Source organism: Psychrobacillus insolitus, assembly GCF_003254155.1.
Lineage (GTDB): Bacteria > Bacillota > Bacilli > Bacillales_A > Planococcaceae > Psychrobacillus > Psychrobacillus insolitus.
Genome location: NZ_QKZI01000001.1, coordinates 1,399,391 through 1,417,724 on the forward strand (window position 1 = coordinate 1,399,391; position 18,334 = coordinate 1,417,724).

Annotated in this window: 15 protein-coding genes; 1 reads left to right on the plus strand and 14 read right to left on the minus strand. The window is 36.7% G+C overall.

Annotated features, from left to right (window positions below; translation table 11 throughout):
* Nucleotides 1-18: 18 nt before the first annotated feature.
* From C7437_RS06955 to C7437_RS06985, 7 genes are all read right to left on the minus strand, one after another.
* A complete protein-coding gene (locus C7437_RS06955; RefSeq protein WP_111438889.1) occupies nucleotides 19-603 on the minus strand; it encodes a TetR/AcrR family transcriptional regulator in 585 nt (194 codons plus the stop codon).
* 20 nt (nucleotides 604-623) lie between these two features.
* Entirely contained in the window at nucleotides 624-1,772 is a 1,149-nt protein-coding gene (locus C7437_RS06960) for an acyl-CoA dehydrogenase family protein (RefSeq protein WP_111438890.1), read from the minus strand.
* A 338-nt stretch (nucleotides 1,773-2,110) separates the two neighbouring features.
* Complete coding sequence (locus C7437_RS06965; protein ID WP_111438891.1) at nucleotides 2,111-2,551, minus strand: HEAT repeat domain-containing protein; 441 nt, start codon at nucleotides 2,549-2,551, stop codon at nucleotides 2,111-2,113.
* A 461-nt stretch (nucleotides 2,552-3,012) separates the two neighbouring features.
* Nucleotides 3,013-3,342 carry a bacillithiol system redox-active protein YtxJ gene (gene ytxJ, locus C7437_RS06970; RefSeq protein ID WP_111438892.1) on the minus strand — a complete coding sequence of 110 codons (330 nt, stop codon included), beginning with the start codon at nucleotides 3,340-3,342 and terminating at the stop codon, nucleotides 3,013-3,015.
* Between the two features lie 88 nt (nucleotides 3,343-3,430).
* On the minus strand, nucleotides 3,431-3,658 hold the full coding sequence (locus C7437_RS06975) for a hypothetical protein (protein WP_111438893.1): 228 nt from the start codon (nucleotides 3,656-3,658) through the stop codon (nucleotides 3,431-3,433).
* Between the two features lie 164 nt (nucleotides 3,659-3,822).
* Nucleotides 3,823-4,326, minus strand: a complete 504-nt coding sequence (locus C7437_RS06980; protein ID WP_111438894.1) for a divergent PAP2 family protein — start codon at nucleotides 4,324-4,326, stop codon at nucleotides 3,823-3,825.
* Between the two features lie 79 nt (nucleotides 4,327-4,405).
* Nucleotides 4,406-5,074 (minus strand): Dph6-related ATP pyrophosphatase, encoded by a 669-nt coding sequence (locus tag C7437_RS06985; RefSeq protein WP_111438895.1) that lies wholly within the window; start codon nucleotides 5,072-5,074, stop codon nucleotides 4,406-4,408.
* A gap of 194 nt (nucleotides 5,075-5,268) precedes the next feature.
* Here C7437_RS06985 and C7437_RS06990 point away from each other — a divergent pair, with 194 nt between their 5' ends.
* Nucleotides 5,269-5,571 (plus strand): DUF5658 family protein, encoded by a 303-nt coding sequence (locus tag C7437_RS06990; RefSeq protein ID WP_111438896.1) that lies wholly within the window; start codon nucleotides 5,269-5,271, stop codon nucleotides 5,569-5,571.
* A 30-nt stretch (nucleotides 5,572-5,601) separates the two neighbouring features.
* On the opposite strand, the gene C7437_RS06995 is transcribed toward C7437_RS06990, so the two are convergent.
* The 7 genes from C7437_RS06995 to C7437_RS07025 form a co-directional block, all read right to left on the minus strand.
* Entirely contained in the window at nucleotides 5,602-6,597 is a 996-nt protein-coding gene (locus C7437_RS06995; protein WP_425450558.1) for a M23 family metallopeptidase, read from the minus strand.
* Nucleotides 6,598-6,752: 155 nt separating this feature from the next.
* Nucleotides 6,753-7,478 carry a hypothetical protein gene (locus C7437_RS07000; RefSeq protein ID WP_146249617.1) on the minus strand — a complete coding sequence of 242 codons (726 nt, stop codon included), beginning with the start codon at nucleotides 7,476-7,478 and terminating at the stop codon, nucleotides 6,753-6,755.
* A gap of 14 nt (nucleotides 7,479-7,492) precedes the next feature.
* A complete protein-coding gene (locus C7437_RS07005) occupies nucleotides 7,493-8,212 on the minus strand; it encodes a DUF2628 domain-containing protein (RefSeq protein ID WP_170122332.1) in 720 nt (239 codons plus the stop codon).
* A 138-nt stretch (nucleotides 8,213-8,350) separates the two neighbouring features.
* Nucleotides 8,351-9,052 (minus strand): gamma-glutamyl-gamma-aminobutyrate hydrolase family protein, encoded by a 702-nt coding sequence (locus C7437_RS07010; protein ID WP_111438899.1) that lies wholly within the window; start codon nucleotides 9,050-9,052, stop codon nucleotides 8,351-8,353.
* 279 nt (nucleotides 9,053-9,331) lie between these two features.
* The gene (locus C7437_RS07015; protein ID WP_111438900.1) at nucleotides 9,332-13,828 is read right to left on the minus strand and encodes an endonuclease; all 4,497 of its coding nucleotides are present in this window, start codon (nucleotides 13,826-13,828) and stop codon (nucleotides 9,332-9,334) included.
* Between the two features lie 83 nt (nucleotides 13,829-13,911).
* Nucleotides 13,912-17,727: a choice-of-anchor I family protein gene (locus C7437_RS07020; RefSeq protein ID WP_111438901.1), complete on the minus strand. Its 3,816-nt coding sequence runs from the start codon at nucleotides 17,725-17,727 to the stop codon at nucleotides 13,912-13,914.
* A 173-nt stretch (nucleotides 17,728-17,900) separates the two neighbouring features.
* On the minus strand, nucleotides 17,901-18,161 hold the full coding sequence (locus C7437_RS07025; RefSeq protein WP_111438902.1) for a hypothetical protein: 261 nt from the start codon (nucleotides 18,159-18,161) through the stop codon (nucleotides 17,901-17,903).
* Nucleotides 18,162-18,334 lie beyond the last annotated feature (173 nt).

The following is an 18,334-nucleotide window of genomic DNA, read 5'->3' on the forward strand; positions in this document are numbered from 1 at the left end:
CAAATCCCCTTTTTTGATTTATTTTAAAACCTTCAACATATAATCTGCATATATTTGTTGTAATTCTTCAATTGTCTTACTTCCAAAAGGGTTGTACCATTGTTGAATCCAGTTCATTGAACCAAGTAAAATCATCCTGGCTATCTTTGGTTCATCAATTGTAAATTCAGCAGTTTTAATACCAGCTAGAATAACTTGATCAAACAATCCAGCATATTCGTTTCGTTTTAGTAAAATGGGATTTAATTGATCTTCCGAAAATGTTTGGTCCGGTTTGATGATCATATTAAACATCTCTTTTTTTTCTATGGCATATTGAATATGTGTCTTAATCATTTCTCGTAATTTTTCTTCATTTGATTGCTTTACATTTATATGTTGTTGCAGTTCCTCAATTGCTTGCACTAAAACCATCTCATGACATTGAAATATCAAATCTTCCTTATTCTTAAAATAGTAATAGAGTGAGCCTTTCGTCATGAGAAGCTCTGCAGCAATTTCTTCCATCGTTGCTTTTTGGTACCCTTTTTCATTCACAATCTTGACTGCTGATAAAATAATATCTTCTTTTTTCTTCTGTATTTTTTTCTCTGAGAGCTTCATTACGAAATCCCTCCCCTCTTTTATAGATCTAATTTTTTCGCAATAATTGTCTTCATGATTTCCGTAGTACCTGCGAAAATACTCGTAACTGGAATATCACGATACCTTCTAGCAATCTCGTATTCATTCATATATCCATAGCCACCATGTAAATGTAAGCACTCGGCAGCCACCCGTTTTGCCATTTCACTAATCCACCATTTTGCCATGGACACTTCTTTCACAATGTCTTCATGCGTTACATGCCGTTCGCTTAATTGATCCACATACGTGCGACCTATATCAATTTCCGTTGCCATTTCAGCAATTTTGAACTGGGTATTTTGAAATTTGCTAATAGATTGTCCAAAAGCTTTTCTATTTTTTACATAATCAATCGTAATTCGAAGCATTTCCTCTGCTGCAACCTGACATTGAATTGCTACAATTAGGCGTTCTTGCTGCAAGTTCTGCATTAGATAATAAAACCCTTTCCCTTCTTCTCCCAGTAAATTAGCTACTGGAACCTTTACATCTTCAAAAATTAACTCGCCGGTATCTCCACAATTCATACCGATTTTATCGAGCTTCTTCCCACGAGAAAAACCTGCCATCCCTTTTTCCACAACTAGTAAGCTGATTCCTCGATGTGCCGGTTGCGCATTTGGGTCCGTTTTACATACGACAATTGCAAGATCGGCATTCAAACCATTTGTAATGAACGTCTTCTCTCCATTTAATATGTAGAAATCACCTTCACGTCTAGCATTCGTTGTTACCCCTGCCAAATCAGATCCTGCACCCGGTTCCGTCATAGCAATCGCAGTAATTATTTCGCCGCTAATACAAAGAGGTAACCATTTTTGCTTCTGTTCCTCTGTACCAAGTTCAGAAATGTAAGGGCTTACAATATCGGAATGCAAACACATCCCACTAGAAAGTCCTTGACCTACGCGTTCAAGCTCCTCAGCTAAAATTTTCGAATATGTAAAGTCCAAGCCTAACCCACCATATGCTTCATCCACCCATGGTAAAAGGAATCCATTCTCGCCCATTTTCAACCAGAAATCTCTTGGAATCTCTCTTTTCTCTTCCCACTCATTATAAAAAGGATACGCTTCCTTATCTAACATCTTGCGTAAAGACTTACGAAATAACCCATGCTCCTCTGTTAAAAAAGATGCTTTCACCCTAAAACCCCCGTTTATTGAATACATATAATTTTCTGAATGTTGTTTATTAATTTTAATTATACTCAATCATTTTAAAAAGTAAATACTTTTTTGAACTAAGTTTAAAAATTAAATAAAATGGTTAACTAATGATATATATGTTTCAAGTAGTTATTGAATAACACAAAACAGAATTTAATTTTTGAACCTAAAAATATATAATTCTAAATACTAGCATAAAAATGCACTCTTTCTATATGGAATTGGATGCGTGCCAGGCACAGACGTAATTCTCACAAAACTTGACAGCAAAAAAATCCCCTCAAGCATAAATACTTGAGAGGATTTAGCCATATTTATTTAGTTTCTAAATTTTTCCATTCATTTTCTAACCAAGTATTGAATTCTGCACCTTTGTCGCCTTCGTATGCATCATACACATCAATGCGCATTCTTTTAAGCTTCGCAGCGAATTCTTCATAGGTATGATCTTTTGGTAAACTCTTTTTCACACGCAATAATATTTTAGAAGTACCTTTAATCATTTCAAACTTAGAACGCTTCGGTAACTCAACTTCTTCACCAAATGAAAGGAGAGATCGATAAGCTTCTTCTTGAATAGTAAAAACAGGATCATTTTGCAGACGTGTTTTTAAAATATCAATCACTTGGCTAGTATTATATTGCCCTAACTCTTCTACTGCTTTTAGTCTCGCTCTCCAGTTTCCGCTACGATTTGCTGCTTTTTTAAGTTCCTCATAATTTTCTGGTAACTCATTAGTAATAGTTTTTTTCAAGCATTCCAAACTCCTTCTATGTCTTTTTATCTTGAGATGATCGATTCTTTTTTTACTGTCACTCATGTAAATCCGTTCTTCTCTATTCCACTAGTATATACTATTTAACGTAAATCTCCAAAATTTGCACAGTATATATGCAGACTCATTTTAAAACTGCTTCATCCACCTATATTGTGGATGAAGCAGCTTCCTTTTATTCTATCTGATTATTTATCTTTTCCGTCATCTGTTTGTTCTTCATTGTATGGATAAAGATCGTTTGTTGAGGAGATATTATAGTCTGTATCTATTCGTTATTGGGAATATGTGGATAAGCGAGACAATCTTGCTCGCGAAAGCGACAATCCGAACATAATTTCATCCATATAAAAAAAGAAGCACAGGGAAAAGGGGCTTTGCCACTTTCTCTGTGCTTCCTTTTTATTTAACCAACGTTCATCTGTTCATGCTTACCAAGATCAAACAGATGCTACAGCTTTACCTAAACTATCCACAGTAATTTGATGATGAGAAGTATTCCACACTGCTTTTCCATCTTTTAATAAAAATGCTTGTGGTGACTGATGTTGAATGCCTATGTCATCTGCAATTTCTAGTGAGATTGGTCGACTTTCAATTACTTTTACTAAATATTTTTTGACACTCGAATCGAAGCTATCATACTCTGCATATGCTTTTGCACTTATTGGACATGTTGTGCTATGTTTAAGCACTAATGCAGACTGCTCAGTATTAGCTAAAACTTCTTTCCATTGATCCATTGATGTTATCTCTGTATAATTTGTCATTTCTATCATCCTTCCAAAGCTGTTTCTTTTATTATGAAGAAACTGGAACGTTTATGCACGTATCATGAACTGGAACGACTACTTTCTATCAACGAATATACTTATGAAAAATAGCTTGATCAAAAACAGCTATATACTCTTTCAGTTCACCAGGTGCAAAATAAAAAACAGAATCATGTTGCATCCCGCCAACTGTTCGATGATAATCGAGGACACAAATATTAACCGCTCCGTCTTTCTGTAGTCGACGTATCATATATTCAGTATACTGATCAAATCCTAAAACTACATGGATAGGTGTGTTAATCAATTCCATGTTACTTCTCCTAACTGATTCTAAAATCATCTAATATTTATGAACTTTTATGCTATTAGTTACATTTTATCAGAATCAGTACATAGATTGAAAGTTTCTATGTAAATATTTATAAAACAAACAAAAACCCCCGTAATCCCAGAACAGGATCACGAGAATTTTACTTATTTACGCGTATGTTTATACTTAGGCTGTTTTCTTTCATCATTCTCAATCTTAGCTGAAATAAGTCCTAACACAACACCTAAAATAGAACCCGCAATCACTTCTACTGGCTGATGTCCAAGTAGTTCTTTTAGTTCTCCCTCACGCTGTACATACTCAAAACTCGGAAAATTTCCTGAAAGGGTAGCAATATTATCTTCCAAATCATTTACCAGCTGCGCAATTTCTCCCGTATGACGTCTGATTCCCTGCGCATCATACATAACAATTATGCCAAACATTGTAGCAAGTGCAGTTTCCGTATGGCGTGCACCTTTATTCGCAGCTACATACGATGCAAGCGCTGAAACACCCGCTGAATGCGAACTTGGCATACCACCTGTCGTAAATGCCTGTTTAATATCCCATTCACCAGTGAGCTTTTTGTGTGTTAATATCTTTAATCCTTGCGCAATACCGATGGCAGAAAGTGCAGTTACAATACCTCTATTCATCTTTTGCATATTTTCCCCTCCAAAACATCGAATAATTTTTATGTACCCTTATCTATTAGTTACCCTTTTATGAAAAAACTAATCGGAATTACTTCACTTTTTTATTCAAAAAAACAGGAGAAAAAATATAATCTCCATTAGTTACTGTCTCACCAATTTCAATAGGTATTCGTTCAGAAAAAATTGGCCCATCTACTATAATTGTATGAAACTCTCCGTTTTCTCCACACGAATCAATTCCCGCTGCTTCAAGCTCCTCGACTAACTCTTTCGTAAACTTTTTCCCAACATACTTTTCTGATAACATCGTTGTGTTCACTACTACAATCCAAGCCTCAAAACCAGCGTCCAACAACTCGGCAACTACCGCTCGGCGAGGTTCTTGCCACAGAGGATGTACAGCAATAATATCTGATTTTGCACAAGTTTTCTGTACCCATTCCAAATGTCCTTCCAGATCAATATCACCAAATACACCGTGTGTGATTCCTTCATTTCGGCATTCATCCATCGCTTGGATAAACTCTCCCTCGTACGAATTCCAACTTGCATCTTTTATTAGTAAAGGTATCCCAAGGTGCTCCGCTTGTGCTTGTACAACTTCGCGTGGTAGAGCATGTGACTTGGAAATCTCGCCACCTTCTTCAAACATCGTCAAAATCTTTTTAGGAATCATTCCTAATTTCATCGCACGATAATAAGCCATCGCCGAATCCTTCCCACCACTCCAAGACATTACGAAAGATGCATCTTTCATCTATTACCACACTCCTTTTATATAACTACTTAGCATAAGTTATCTTCCTTATGAGAGTCAAGAACATATAGAAACTTAGGTAAAAAACATCCTCTCTAGTACAAGTCATAATTTATATCCTATTCTTCCCCAGTTTAAAAATCTCCTTGCACGCACAAGCTATTTGTAAAAGCGAGAGAAGGGAGAAATACTTTGTGAATTTTAACCGTTTTCATGCGGTTTCACTTCTTTTATTACTTGCCATATTTGACTCCCTGTTTACCGATTTTGGCATAAGAAACAATCATATATCAGAAGCAAATCCTTTAATGCGTTATTTGTACGGGACAAGTGTTCCTGCGTTTTATTTAATAAAAATTGCTCTTCCTCTTTTATTAATATTAATTCTCACGAAAATAGAAGTAAAAAAATATTTAAATCTTTTAATTGGCGGAACCGTTGCTCTGTATGTACTTATTCTTTTCCAACACATTTTTTGGATGACAATTATTTTGTAAAAAAAAGAACGGCCAAATAGCCGCTCCAGCCTATTTTTTCTTCGCATTTCTTTCTTCCTGCTCCCACCTTACTAATGAAGGATAGGGATTATATGCCCACTCAATTCTGCCGTTGTATTTATACATACCGTAGTGAAGATGCGGGGCAAACTTACCTGACGTTCCTTCTTTACCATATCCAGAGCTGCCCACATAACCAATTACGGTCCCCATTTCAATAATATCCCCTTCTTTAATTTCCTTATTAAACCCGGAAAGATGTGCATAATAATGGTACGTATTATGAATGTCTCGGATACCAACTCGCCAACCGCCAAAGTCATTCCAGCCCATCGTTTCCACTAAACCATAAGTTGTCGACTTAACCGGCACGCCATATGAAGCAAATAAATCCGTGCCCTCATGCATTCGACGTCCACCCCAGCCACGACTAACACCCCAAGTACTGCGATAACTAAAATCAGCTTGAAGCGCCAGTGGAAAAGCATTTTCATCTAAATTAAGCGTTTCAAATTCTTTATAAATTTTTGCAATCGTCATTATCTGTTTAACAGAAGCATCTCGATCGTAATAACTCTTTAATGCACGTTCAAAATCTTTTTCAGTCGATCCAAACCGCGTTAAATATTCCGACATCGTTAACATGACATCATCATCATTAGCCCTGTCAGCCTTGCCATCTAGATTTCCATCGGAGCCATTCCCATCAAAAAATAGGATGGAAGTGAAATCGGTATCATCCTTCATCGGATTCAAAGCTCCCGTCCAAAAATCATCCGTAAATTGAATAGCTATAGTTCCCTCTCGTTCGGGAATATCATCTCGAGCTTGGGCAATATTACGTTCATACTGATCCACAGCAGCCAAGTAATACCAGGGCAAAATATGACTCGAATAGTTAATATAATAATCCATTCGCTCTTCTAAAACTTGTTCTCTCGTTGGCTCTTCTGCTGCCGAAACAACGGAGGCAAAAAGAAAGAAACATACACTTGTGAAAACCATTAAATGAAGCTTTAATTTCAAGCCAATTACCACCTTTTTTTGAGTCTAACATTAGATTTCCCACTTTTTTATGAATCATGAATTGTAAATTTTGTTTTTTATGTATGCGTGCCAGTCATTCAAACATGAAAAAATGCTATTCCGAAGTGGAATAGCATTTAAATTCTGCATGCTAGTTACTCAGCTATTTCATTGAATGTGTATATTTCCTTGTCTGTAACAACTTCAAATGGCGTTAGTTCCACTAACTTTCCATTAATAGTTGAATGATGATTCAATCCTTCATCACTGAATCGATACATTTCAATTGTTTTTACTCTATTACCTGTTTCATAGAATAACTCCATCCAACCGTCTTGATCAATATCATAAATGTATAGAATAGGTGCGCTCTCTGCTAATAATGTAATAGGAATGCTTAATTCTTCAAAATCAATGGTAATCTCGACATTTTCATTCATATTGCTGTTACTTTCTTCTGGACCACCTATTAAATTGACTGTTTCTAAAGTTCCATCATTGTTTATATCTATTTCTTCTGATACTAAAAAATCAAACATTTCTGGTGCCTCTAGGGTAATGTAATTATATATATTTGTGGTAAAAGCTTGTTGCATTTGTTCTTCCTCTACGTATGTTACTTCATCAATTTCACTTCCAAAAAACTTCCAACCATCATTTTGCCATCTCAGTGTATGTACTACACTTGCTTTATTATCGCGGAAGTCCTCTCCTTCAATAAGTGTAGTAGTTTGGGTTACACGAACTTTTACTTCTTGGTCTGATATCGATAGAAATTCATCAACACTAATTTCATAGGATAAATCATAACTATTTATTAGATCTCTTACCATTTGTTCTGTTTGGATATACGATGATTGGTCATCATCTATATATACCATTAACATATAATCATCTAAATTTTCATCTTCAAGTGCCTGCACGTTCTTTTCGATAAGATCAATAATTTCAACTTCAATATCAGTTTGTTTTTTTCTGTTGTTGCAATTTGTTGAATCGCAGAATCTACATTTTTTGTTTCGGAGTGATCATTAAACGTAGGAATAAAAGTAAAAATACCCAATGCTATTAGCACATATCCAACCAATAACCCAACAGCCACCAAAACCCCTAGCCAGCTTCCACCGCCACGTATTTTAATTTCTTCTTGCAATATGTCATTATCATTATTGTTCATTTCCATACTTTCACGAATTTTCTTTAGCGCATGTTGCCTGTAAAGATTATTACCTGAAATCCCAAGAGTAACTGCAACTGCAATTCCAATTACATTATTAAGTACCGTATCATCTATTCCCAAAATTGAAACAGCTAGATCTATTATTAAAAATATCCCCAAAAATAGAAAGATATATTTGTACATTTTTCGATAGCCTAACCAAAGAAATGCCAGAAAAAATGCAGCCCAATTCCAGGAGTTTTTGCCTTTAGTCCATTTTTGTAAGTAATAATCCTGCTTTTTTTCTCCAATAAATAATCTGAGTAAATGCTCTTCGTTTTTTTCCTGAGTAATGTTTTCAACTGACGGCTCACTCTTTACAGTAACCTTCTTCCCACATGCTTTGCAAAAGTTGTCACCCTCTTCTAAATCAGAACCACATTTAATACAGAACAATAACTGTCCCCCTTTTAAAACATAATTCAAGTGACTAATAAATTTCAGCCACTCCTCTCTTACAATATTCCAAAACAATCTACTTAATTCAACAATATAAAAAAATGACTGCTCAATGAACAGTCGATAAATACTTCATTACTTTTTTGATGCTCCGATAAATGCCTTAAAAATATTCTCCGACACCCGATCATTCTTCGCGATTAAACTCTCTGGATGCCATTGTAAACATAGTACAAATTTATGTGTGTTGCTTTCAATTGCTTCGATAATTCCATCACTTGCAGTAGCTGAAATACTGAATCCATTTGGAACATTTCGGTTCGCTTGATGGTGAAAACTGTTCACTTTAAACTTATCGGTTTGTGCAATTTTTTCTAAAAGACTGCCTTTCTTAACCTGCACAAAATGAGATAAGTGGGAGCGATGAGCTTTTTGATCATGCTGCAAAAGTTCATGATTTATTTGAGCGTAAATATCCTGATACATATCCCCACCAACTGCGATATTCACAATCTGCGCGCCTCTGCAAATACCTAAAATCGGCTTGTTTATTTCAAGCATTTTTTGAATAAGGGCAAGCTCAAACACATCTCGTTCAGGAATAACATTTCCCAACTTCGGATGAGGCTCTTCGCCAAATAGAGTCGGATCAATATCTCCGCCACCAGTTAAAAGCAAGCCATCTAGTAGCTCCGCCATCGTACTTGCTGCATCTTCTTCCACATTAGGTAATATGAGAGGAACTCCACCAAACTTAGTGACTGAATAAATATTTTCCAAAGGCACAGAAAGATGATTCTCTTTAATATTGGACGAAATACCGATAATTGGTTTCATATGATTCCTCTTTCCTCCAGGAAATTTTCATTTATAAAATTATATGTTTAGTTTTCGGAAAAATCTTTTTTTTTGGATTTTGTTTTGTTCGACCGGGGGTTTTGTGGAACTCAGAAGTGTTTCGGTGGAACCCAAATGACTTTTGGTGGAACTCAGGGAGGTTTTAGTGGAACTCACATGTTCTTTTGTGGAACTCATGGCTGTTTCAGTGGAATTCGCAGTAATTAGCATGATAAAAGCCGCTTCTGGTTTAACAGCAGAAGTGGCTTTTATCAATTTTTAGTTCCAAATAGCGTTTGCCCATTGTGGGTTGTCGATGAATGGGTTTCGGTTGCCTTGCCATTCTTGGATTACGTTGTTTCTGTTTTGTTCGAATTCATCTACTGGGTCTAGTTCGTTCCATTCTAATAGGACCGATAGTTTTCCGTGGTATGGGTTGCTGCCGTTGTTTACTTGGTCGTTTAGTTCTAGGTCGATGCTATCTCCTTGTTCGTAGCGTGTTGCCATGTAGAAAAGGATTCTTGCTACGTCGCCTTTTACGTTTGTTGGTGGTTCGAATGAGTCTCCGTCTTTTTTACATTCAGAGCAGTTTGTTACTGTGCTTCCGCCGTAATCGAAGTCTAAGTTTCCTCTAGAGTTGTTTACTTGTACGTCTGTTGGGCGTAGGTTGTGGATATCTGTTCCTGTTCCTGTGCTGTCACCAAAATTCCCGTGGGATTTTGCCCATGTGTGTTCGCGGTTCCAGTCTCCTACATCGCCGCCGTTTAGTGTTTCAGAGCGTGATATGCCTGAGTAGAATAGGATGACGTTGTTTGGGTTATTTGGGTCTTCGTCTGTTTCACGAAGTGCTTCCCATGCTGTGCTGTATGTTAGTTCTGTATGGTCATCGATGATTTCATGTAGCGCTTTTTTTAGTGATTGTCCTTCTTTACCAACCACATCTTTGTAATAAGTAGTTAGTTCTTCGTTGTTTTCATCTAAGAAAGAAGGACCCTCTAAAGGGGCCCCTTTCGTGTCTGTTAATGTTATTGTTTCTGCACTTACTCCGTTGATGTATTCAATTACTTGAATGTTTTCGGCACCTTTAATTTCTTTTACGTTCGTGCCGTCGATGATTACTTTTTGTACGTTTGTTCCTTTGAAGTCGATGATTGCATCTGCTTCAGAAGGTTTCAGTGTTACTGTAGTTGTTTCGAAGCCTGCTCCTAAGAACTCAGCATATTTTGCTCCAGTAAAGACAATTCCTTCTGTGATTACTGATTGATCATCTAGAGTAATCGAAACACTTGGTTTGCTAAGTGTTAATTTTTTCGTTGTAAGCTTTTTAATGTTGTATGTTTTTTCAGCTTCAATTGGTGTTACCACTTCATCTTCAGCTAATAGATCAATTTGTACTAGTACTGGGTCGTGGTCAGATGCACGGCCTTGAGATGCTAAGTAGTTTGCGTTGATGTGAATCATGTCTACACTTGTGTGATCACTCAAGTTATTTGTTACTAGAATATGGTCTAGTACTTGGTTATTTCCTTGGTAGAAGTAAGAGAAACGGTCTGCTGCTGGTACTAAATCTACCATATTCGTTAATTGGTCGCCTTTAAGTGTATCCATAACAGGTGTGAATTCGAAGTCATTCATATCACCAGCTACGACAACATTTAAGTTAGGATTTTTTGCTAATCCATCTTGGATGAATTTGTTAATCGTTGTAGCTAGTCCAAGGCGTTCTGCTTCTGATCCTAAGAATGGAGGTTGGTTTTTACCGAATAATGGTTCATCTCCACCTTTTGAATTTAAGTGAGCTCCGATAACGACAACTCTTTCTCCTTTGAATTCGAATTCAGCTACTACAGGTTTACGTGTATCCGTAAAGTTAGCTGGCTCGATTACTCCAGGGTTAAGTACTAAGTTACCTGATTCGTTCCAAGTGTTTGCTGCTGTTGCTGCTCCTTTAGTTCCTTCTACTAGGCTAACGCGTTCTGGGTTGTATAAGTATCCTACGCGGATATTAGCGCCTGGTGCTCCGCCGTTTGTGTTATTTACTGGTGCAACATCTGTCCATGCATATGTTGGGCCATCAGCTGCAATGATTGCTGCAATAAGGCGTTCATAGCTTCCTGTTGCATCACTGCTACCAGAATCCGTTTCGCCATCTGTATCTTGTACTTCTACTAAAGTAATGATGTCAGGTGATTTCATATTTGTCACAAATGATTTAGCGATTTTTTCTACTTTTTCATCTGATGTGTTCGCTGTATTTGTCGAGAAATTTTCTACGTTATATGCAGCTACTGTTAGTTTGTCTTCTAGTGGTTGAATCGTTGTTACATCTGGCGTTCTGTCTAAACGAGTAATTAATGGTAAACTGCTTTCTTCTGCTAGTAATTTGAAGTTGCTGTTTCCGTAAGAAATAACTCCGACAGTATCACCAGTGAAATAATCACCTGAGTTTGTAATGTAGTTGTTGTTATTAATATCTAAAAATACTTTTTCTGGGTTGTAATCATCTTTGGCAATGTTCAATCCACCCAGTTCATTGAATTCATTGTTTGTTGTGTTTTCAGCAACGATTGGAATATCTCCACTGTATGGTGTTCCAATTACTTTTGCATTTGGGAATGAAACTCGCATAAATTCTACTGATTCCCAGAAGTCAATTCCATCTTCTAACGGGTCAAATGATGTTAGTTTATCATTGTCGATTATTTTGTTTGGCGGAATAACATCTACCCCAACAACTAATGGTGCAGGTAGTGCTGCTGTTCCATTTATTGCTACTGTTGTTGCTTTAATACGTGTAGTTGTTAAGTTTGTACCAGAGCCATTTTCTTCTACAGTTCCTGCTACCGTTACTTTATCGCCTACATTAACACCGTGAGTTGATTTGTTTACTTGAATCGCTTCTGATGTTGTGTTATCTGCATCGGCATTATCGATGTCTTGCATAACAAAGTTTGTTCCATCAATTTTATGCGTTACAACACCTGTAATATCTTTCACTGATGCTCCCACATATGATGAAGTATGATCATTTCCTTGAATATCACGGATTGTTACGCCTTCAGCTTTCACAATTGTGTACGTAAAGCTAAATGCTTCACTAGTCGTTTCGCTTGTTACTGCAATTGCTTTAATAGTAGTTGTTTCTGTAAGGCTGATTGGTTCTACATATCTTGTACTTGATGTAGTTGGTGTTGAACCGTCAAGTGTGTAATAGATTGTCGCGTTTTCTACTCCTGATGCAAGTTCAATTTTAGTATTAACTGTCACTGTTCCTGCATATTTGGAAGCGTAAACTGCTGGTTTGTTCACAAGGTCAAAACTTTCAAGGCCTAATGTTTTAAGTTGGTACACATTATTAAAGATTGCAGAGATACCTGTAAGATTTACTTTATCGCCTTCACTGAAGTGTTTAATGAATTCACTGTATTCCAAACCTGTGCGGTTGTCATGGCGAACGAGTACTGTTTCTCCATTTTCTGCTAGTGCTTGGAATTCAAAAGTTCCATATGTGCCACTTTGTGCTAAGTCTGTGATCGTCACATTTTCTAAAGCTACTAGTTCTCCTTGCGTATCATCATTGACACCTGTTGGAGTTACTACTAGTGCTGTTGGTACTGGATTTCCAGTAGAAATTACTTCTATTTTAGTAGGTTCAATTTCTATTTCTGAAGAATACGTAATGACTTGTCCAGTTACACGAATTTTGTTTCCTGGTTGCACATTTGCTGAACCTGTGTAAATGTACATTCCTGCAGTGTCATCTTGCATGTAGAATGCTTGAGTGCCCCATGGTCCTGCTTCTGTTGTAACAATTCCTTCAATTTGAACTGTTTCATTTAGATTAGTACGAGCTTCTAGGATTGTTTTAGATTCTAGTGCAGTAAGGATGGAATAAGTTATCTCTTTTACTTCACTTGTTTTGCCATCTTTTACTGCAATTGCTTTAATCGTTGTATTAGCATTAATGATAATTGGTGTTGTAAATGTAGCGCTAGCTGTAGTTGGTTCTGTATTATCTGTTGTATAGTAAATTGTTGCACCTTCAGTTGCTGATGAAAGTGTCACTTCTGTACCAGATTCAACTGCACCTGCATTTGGTGAAGCACTAACTGTTTGAACTGTTGTTGGCTCTGTTGGATCTACCGGAGTTGAATCTCCGAATGTGTGTTTGCCAAGGTCTGAAAAAATATTTTTACCTTGATCAGTCCATTCCAATGTTTTTACAAATGCATCATCAACTGTTTTATCTCCTGTTAGAACATTACCATTTCTAACTAAGCTAACATCTGCAAGAGCATTTTCTACTGACCCAACTTGTCCAATTGAATCAACAACTACTCCATTTTTCTTAAGTACAACTTGATCGTTCCCATTGAAATTGATTACATTTTTCGTAGTATCTAATAAACCATTTACTTCAACTGCTGCAAGAATAGCTGGATCTGCATCTGCACGCGATACAACATAAGTTTCACCAGTTGCAAGTGTTCCTACTAAAGGTAAAGATTTATCAGTTGTTGTTGTCCCTACTGTTGCACTACCACTATTATTATAATGTTCAAGCGTATATTGAGTTAAATCAATTTCAGCTCCTGTACCATTATAAAGTTCAATAGCCTTATTATAAGAAGTACCTTCAATATACTCAGAAATAATTAAATCAGTTGCATTTGTAGCAGCTGCAACACTTGTTGGCATGGCAGGGATAACTAAACTTACGATTAAACCAGCTGATAAAAAAGCATTTAAAGGCTTCTTCCAATTCCTTTTACTCATTTAAGTAATTCTCCTTTTAGTTTATGAATTTACATAGATAAAGTGCCAGTCACTTGCAAGAGTGACTGGCACCCAAATAAAATTTAAAGTGTAGTTTCGCCGGTTACTGTGATACCGTCCATGTTTAGAACTTCCCCATCAAGGCCTGTTAGATCTAGGTTGCCCTCAACTGTTATGTTTGTCATAGAGAATGTTTCTGTAGGAGTACCTTTGATGATTAGGTTTCCATTAACTGTTGCATTTTCTAGTTTTGTAGCATCTGTAATGGATACAGTCACGTCGCCTTCATGAACTTTTGGTGTATCAACTGTTCCTGAGAATGCTTCAGCAGTCATAGGCTCATTTGTTACGACACCTGCTCCAAATTCATATACTGCAACTGTTCCTGACATTTCGTTTGTAGCAGCTAGTAATGCTTTACCAGTTGGGCTCTTATCAGCAGGGATAAATTGTAATCCTTCTGGAGCTACGTCACCTGCAACATCTGCAGAGAAGTCACGGCTTGAAACGAGTGTTACGAATTCAGGAGCAGTTGGGTTTGAAAGGTCATACACCATGATTCCGCTGAAACGTTCTAGGGCGATGAATGCGTAAGTTTTTTCACCAATTTGTCCTGTAACAACTGTTTCAGGCTCTGGACCTTTTGCTTTACTACGAGCATCTACAGTTAATTTATCATTACTAATATTGAATTGTTCTGGCATGTTTTCTGCAATGATTGTTTCAAAATCGTTGCCGCTGTCATATACCAATTCCATTGTATCGGCTTTGAAGATAGAGAAACTACGTCCACCGTAACCATATAAGGCTTCGTATGAAGTACCATCTGCAGATAATCCATTTTCAATTGTTACTTTGTAGTCTGCTAAAGTAGTTAGATCAAATGCATCCAACTCATCTTGTGTATAACCTACATAATGTTCTGCTTTTAATTTAACTGCTTTTCCTATTTTAGATAATTTTTTCTCTTCGCTGTATGCATCGTAGTCACGAGCATCTCCTTCGTTCGGTGTAACGATGTATGTTTGGTCTGCTACAGAGAATGTATCGATCGCATCCGGCATAAAGAATGAAAGGATTGGTTGTTTTTCGATCAAAATTTTACCGTCTTCGATTGCATCCAATTCATTTCCTACGACTGAATGATCTTTTACGCCAAGACCTTTCACATCTAGGATTGTTCCTGTTACTAGATTTACTGTCGCAATTGCGTTATTTTCTTGAAGAGAAACGTAAGCTGTTGTGCTATCCGCAGAAACTGTGATGTATTCTGGTTCTAGTTGCTCCAGTTTAGTACCTTGAGAATCGACACGCACTTTGCTATCTAACATTTCCTCTGTGAAAGTTAGTGTTTTCACTTCGAATGTTTTTAGGTCAATGATTGAAATAGAACCTTCTGGATCTGCAGAATAATCGTCACTTGGTTCGCCTTCATTTGCAACAATTGCTTTTGTTCCATCTGGAGTGAATGTCACCATGTCTGGTAGTGCTCCAACTTCCACATGTTTCACATATTTACCGTCTTTTGTAGCAAATACGATGTGTCCGTTATCTGTTTTCGGGTCATTTACTGCTGTGATTGCGATTAAATCTTCTGTTGGGTGTGATGCGATACTTGTAATATCCTTCACTCCAGTAATTCCATAATCCGCTAAAACTACGCGTTTTTCAGAATCAACTGCCGTGAATTTACCTGATTCTAACCCAGCGAATGATAGGATATCATAACCGCCAACTGCTCCATTTGTTACAAATGCAAGTTTACGTTCTGTATCATAAGCCAAGATTTCAGTTCCAGTTTCACCTTGTCCACTGTCGTAACGTCCAATTTGAGAAACTGATAGATTCTCAGGGTTCAAGTTAACGAGTGGTGGCTCTGTTGTTGTTACTGATGCTGGAGTTGTTCCAGGATCGATTACTGGTTCTTTTGGAGCGTTAACGTCTACGATACGTCCTTCTATTTCAGTAGGAATTGCTGTTAAAGTTTTCAAATGTTCTGCAAGGTTTTCCCAATCGGAAAGTCCAAGATCTGTTACGCGGCCTTCTACATAAGCGTTAGCTAATACCGTATAGCCATCTCCACCTTTTGCAGTGAATGCGTTTGTTGCTACTGTGTATGTTTTAGTGTCTTCGATTGCAGTGTACGTGCCGTCTGCGTTTTTATATGAAATCGATACTACGCGTTCGCCAACTGGTTTAGATGAATCATATTCTACTTTTGCACCAGCTACGTGTAGGAACCCGCCGCTTTCACCTGGTAAAGATTTAAAGCTTATTTCAAAAGCTGCCTTTAACTCTGAACCTGTAACGTCCATTGTTGCTAAAGTATTAGCAAATGGTAGTACCGTCATAACTTCGCCTACCGTGATAGGACCTGCATCAATTGCTGCACGGATTCCTCCACCGTTTTGGAATGCCATGATTACTTCTTTTTCAGATACTGATTTCGCTTTTGCAAGCATACCGTCCGTGATTAAGTTCCCAAGAATTGTTTCATTTTTACGGACACTTTCACCAGTTGTATTACCTACATCACCAGTACGAGGGTTTGTTAATGCAACTTCCGCTTCTACTCCAATTTCTGTTAAAGAAGTAGCTTCTACTTTTTCTTTATATGGTGCTGATAAAGTTACAGCTTCCGGATCTGGAACTTGTTTGTCAATCTTTATGAGTTCTCCTGCATGTCCTACAATATTTCCTTTATTATCAAACTCAACATCTAGTAAACCTAAGTTACTATTAGCATTTCCAGTTTGTACGATTAATGTAGGTGTACCCTCTGCATCTATTACTTTAGGTTCATTTAATGCTGTATGACTATGCCCACCAACGATTACGTCAATGCCTTCAACCTCAGCAGCCAATTTTAAGTCATTGTCAATTGCTTCATTATCATCATAACCAATATGTGTAATCGCGATAATCTTGTCTACTTTTTGGCCTTCAAATGCTTTTACTGCTTTTTCAGCTTCTACTTTATAGTCTTCAAATATAATTTCTCCTGGACTTGAAAGGGATGCAGTCTCAGCAGTTGTTAGTCCGAATATACCAACTTTTTCTCCATCAATTTTTTTTATAATTCCTTGATAGATTTTTCCTTCTTCTGGTTTACTTGATATTACATCGCTAAATAACCCTGTAAACTTATCGTCTTTTGAGAAATCTACGTTAGCAGATACAAATGGGAAATTAGCTGCTTCCACAAAGTCTTTTAGCGCTTGAAGGCCTTCAGGGGAAGAACCAAGATCAAACTCATGATTACCAAATGTCATTGCATCGTATTTCATTAAGTTCATGAATTCTAAATCTGCTAATCCTTTATACTCATTAAAATATAATGTTCCGGACATTACATCCCCAGCATCTAATAACAATGCATCTGGTTTTTCTGCTCTTACTTCTTTCACAGCTGTTACACGTTTCGCCACATTGTCTAGGCTAGCATGTGTATCATTAGTATGCATGATAGATAGATTGAAATTCCTTTTGGCAGGTGGATTTGGTTTTCCACCGACATTTTCAACATTGTTTTTTACTTGATCATAGTTTTTGATAATATCTTTTAAATCTTTGCCATTTGGAAGGATACTGTTCGAAATTCTTGAGTTAGATGCTAGTGTGACAATTGTATCCACTGAACCTATGTTTAAATTACTAATGTTTGCATCTACCGGCTTAAATAATCCATCAGCATGTCCTGTAATAACACCTCTAGCTGTTAAATCTTCTACAGCATTATAAAAATGATGTGTTGTTTTTACATCTGGAAAAGAAATACTTGCTGCTTCCGCTAGACTTTCATTTGCTGGAGCTACTGCAACAATTGATCCAGTAACAATAACAGCTGCCAATAAAGTCTTATATGATCTTTGTCTTTGCTTTTTTTTACTAATACTCATTTCCTAGCCTCCTAAAACTATTTTGTTTTCATAGAACAAATTAACATAGATTTAGTTAATATCTCCATAAATGGAGATATTCTTAATATAATTTACTAATATTTAATAATTAGAATATAAATAGATTAATAAAAAGTGCACAACCCCTAATTAATTAGGAGTTGTGCACTTTATTAATATACTACTAATTTATTCATTTTAGTTTCAAGTAATTTACCATACTTATCATATATTTGAATTTTCACATTAGATCCACTAATTTTTTCTGATGTATTCAAACTAAACTGATTATCTCCTTCATAATGTGCGTTTATATCATTGACTGTATCGATATGAACATCACGACTAACACCTACCATTATAACGTGTGAGTCTAACATTTCAAAATATCCTATACTAACATTTGAAATATAGTCTTGTTCAACGACGTTCACTATTACGCTTACCTTAAATCCTGTATCTCCAATAGTACCTTTTCCTTCTGTTTTACCTATTTACATCTCCTATTGGCATCTTACCATCGAATTTTCCCGGTAAAAGACTGATCAAAATATCAGCATTACTTTCTCCTTTTGCTAAAAGAAAATCTATTGTCAAATTAACTTAA

What these genes read in the sequence shown, in the direction of transcription:
- C7437_RS07015 (WP_111438900.1), bottom strand. Translation starts at nt 13,828, where the DNA reads ATGAGTAAAAGGAATTGGAAGAAGCCTTTAAATGCTTTTTTATCAGCT.
- C7437_RS07020 (WP_111438901.1), bottom strand. Translation starts at nt 17,727, where the DNA reads ATGAGTATTAGTAAAAAAAAGCAAAGACAAAGATCATATAAGACTTTA.
- C7437_RS07000 (WP_146249617.1), bottom strand. Translation starts at nt 7,478, where the DNA reads ATGGTATATATAGATGATGACCAATCATCGTATATCCAAACAGAACAA.
- C7437_RS06975 (WP_111438893.1), bottom strand. Translation starts at nt 3,658, where the DNA reads ATGGAATTGATTAACACACCTATCCATGTAGTTTTAGGATTTGATCAG.
- C7437_RS06955 (WP_111438889.1), bottom strand. Translation starts at nt 603, where the DNA reads ATGAAGCTCTCAGAGAAAAAAATACAGAAGAAAAAAGAAGATATTATT.
- C7437_RS07010 (WP_111438899.1), bottom strand. Translation starts at nt 9,052, where the DNA reads ATGAAACCAATTATCGGTATTTCGTCCAATATTAAAGAGAATCATCTT.
- C7437_RS06985 (WP_111438895.1), bottom strand. Translation starts at nt 5,074, where the DNA reads ATGAAAGATGCATCTTTCGTAATGTCTTGGAGTGGTGGGAAGGATTCG.
- ytxJ (WP_111438892.1), bottom strand. Translation starts at nt 3,342, where the DNA reads ATGACAAATTATACAGAGATAACATCAATGGATCAATGGAAAGAAGTT.
- C7437_RS06980 (WP_111438894.1), bottom strand. Translation starts at nt 4,326, where the DNA reads ATGCAAAAGATGAATAGAGGTATTGTAACTGCACTTTCTGCCATCGGT.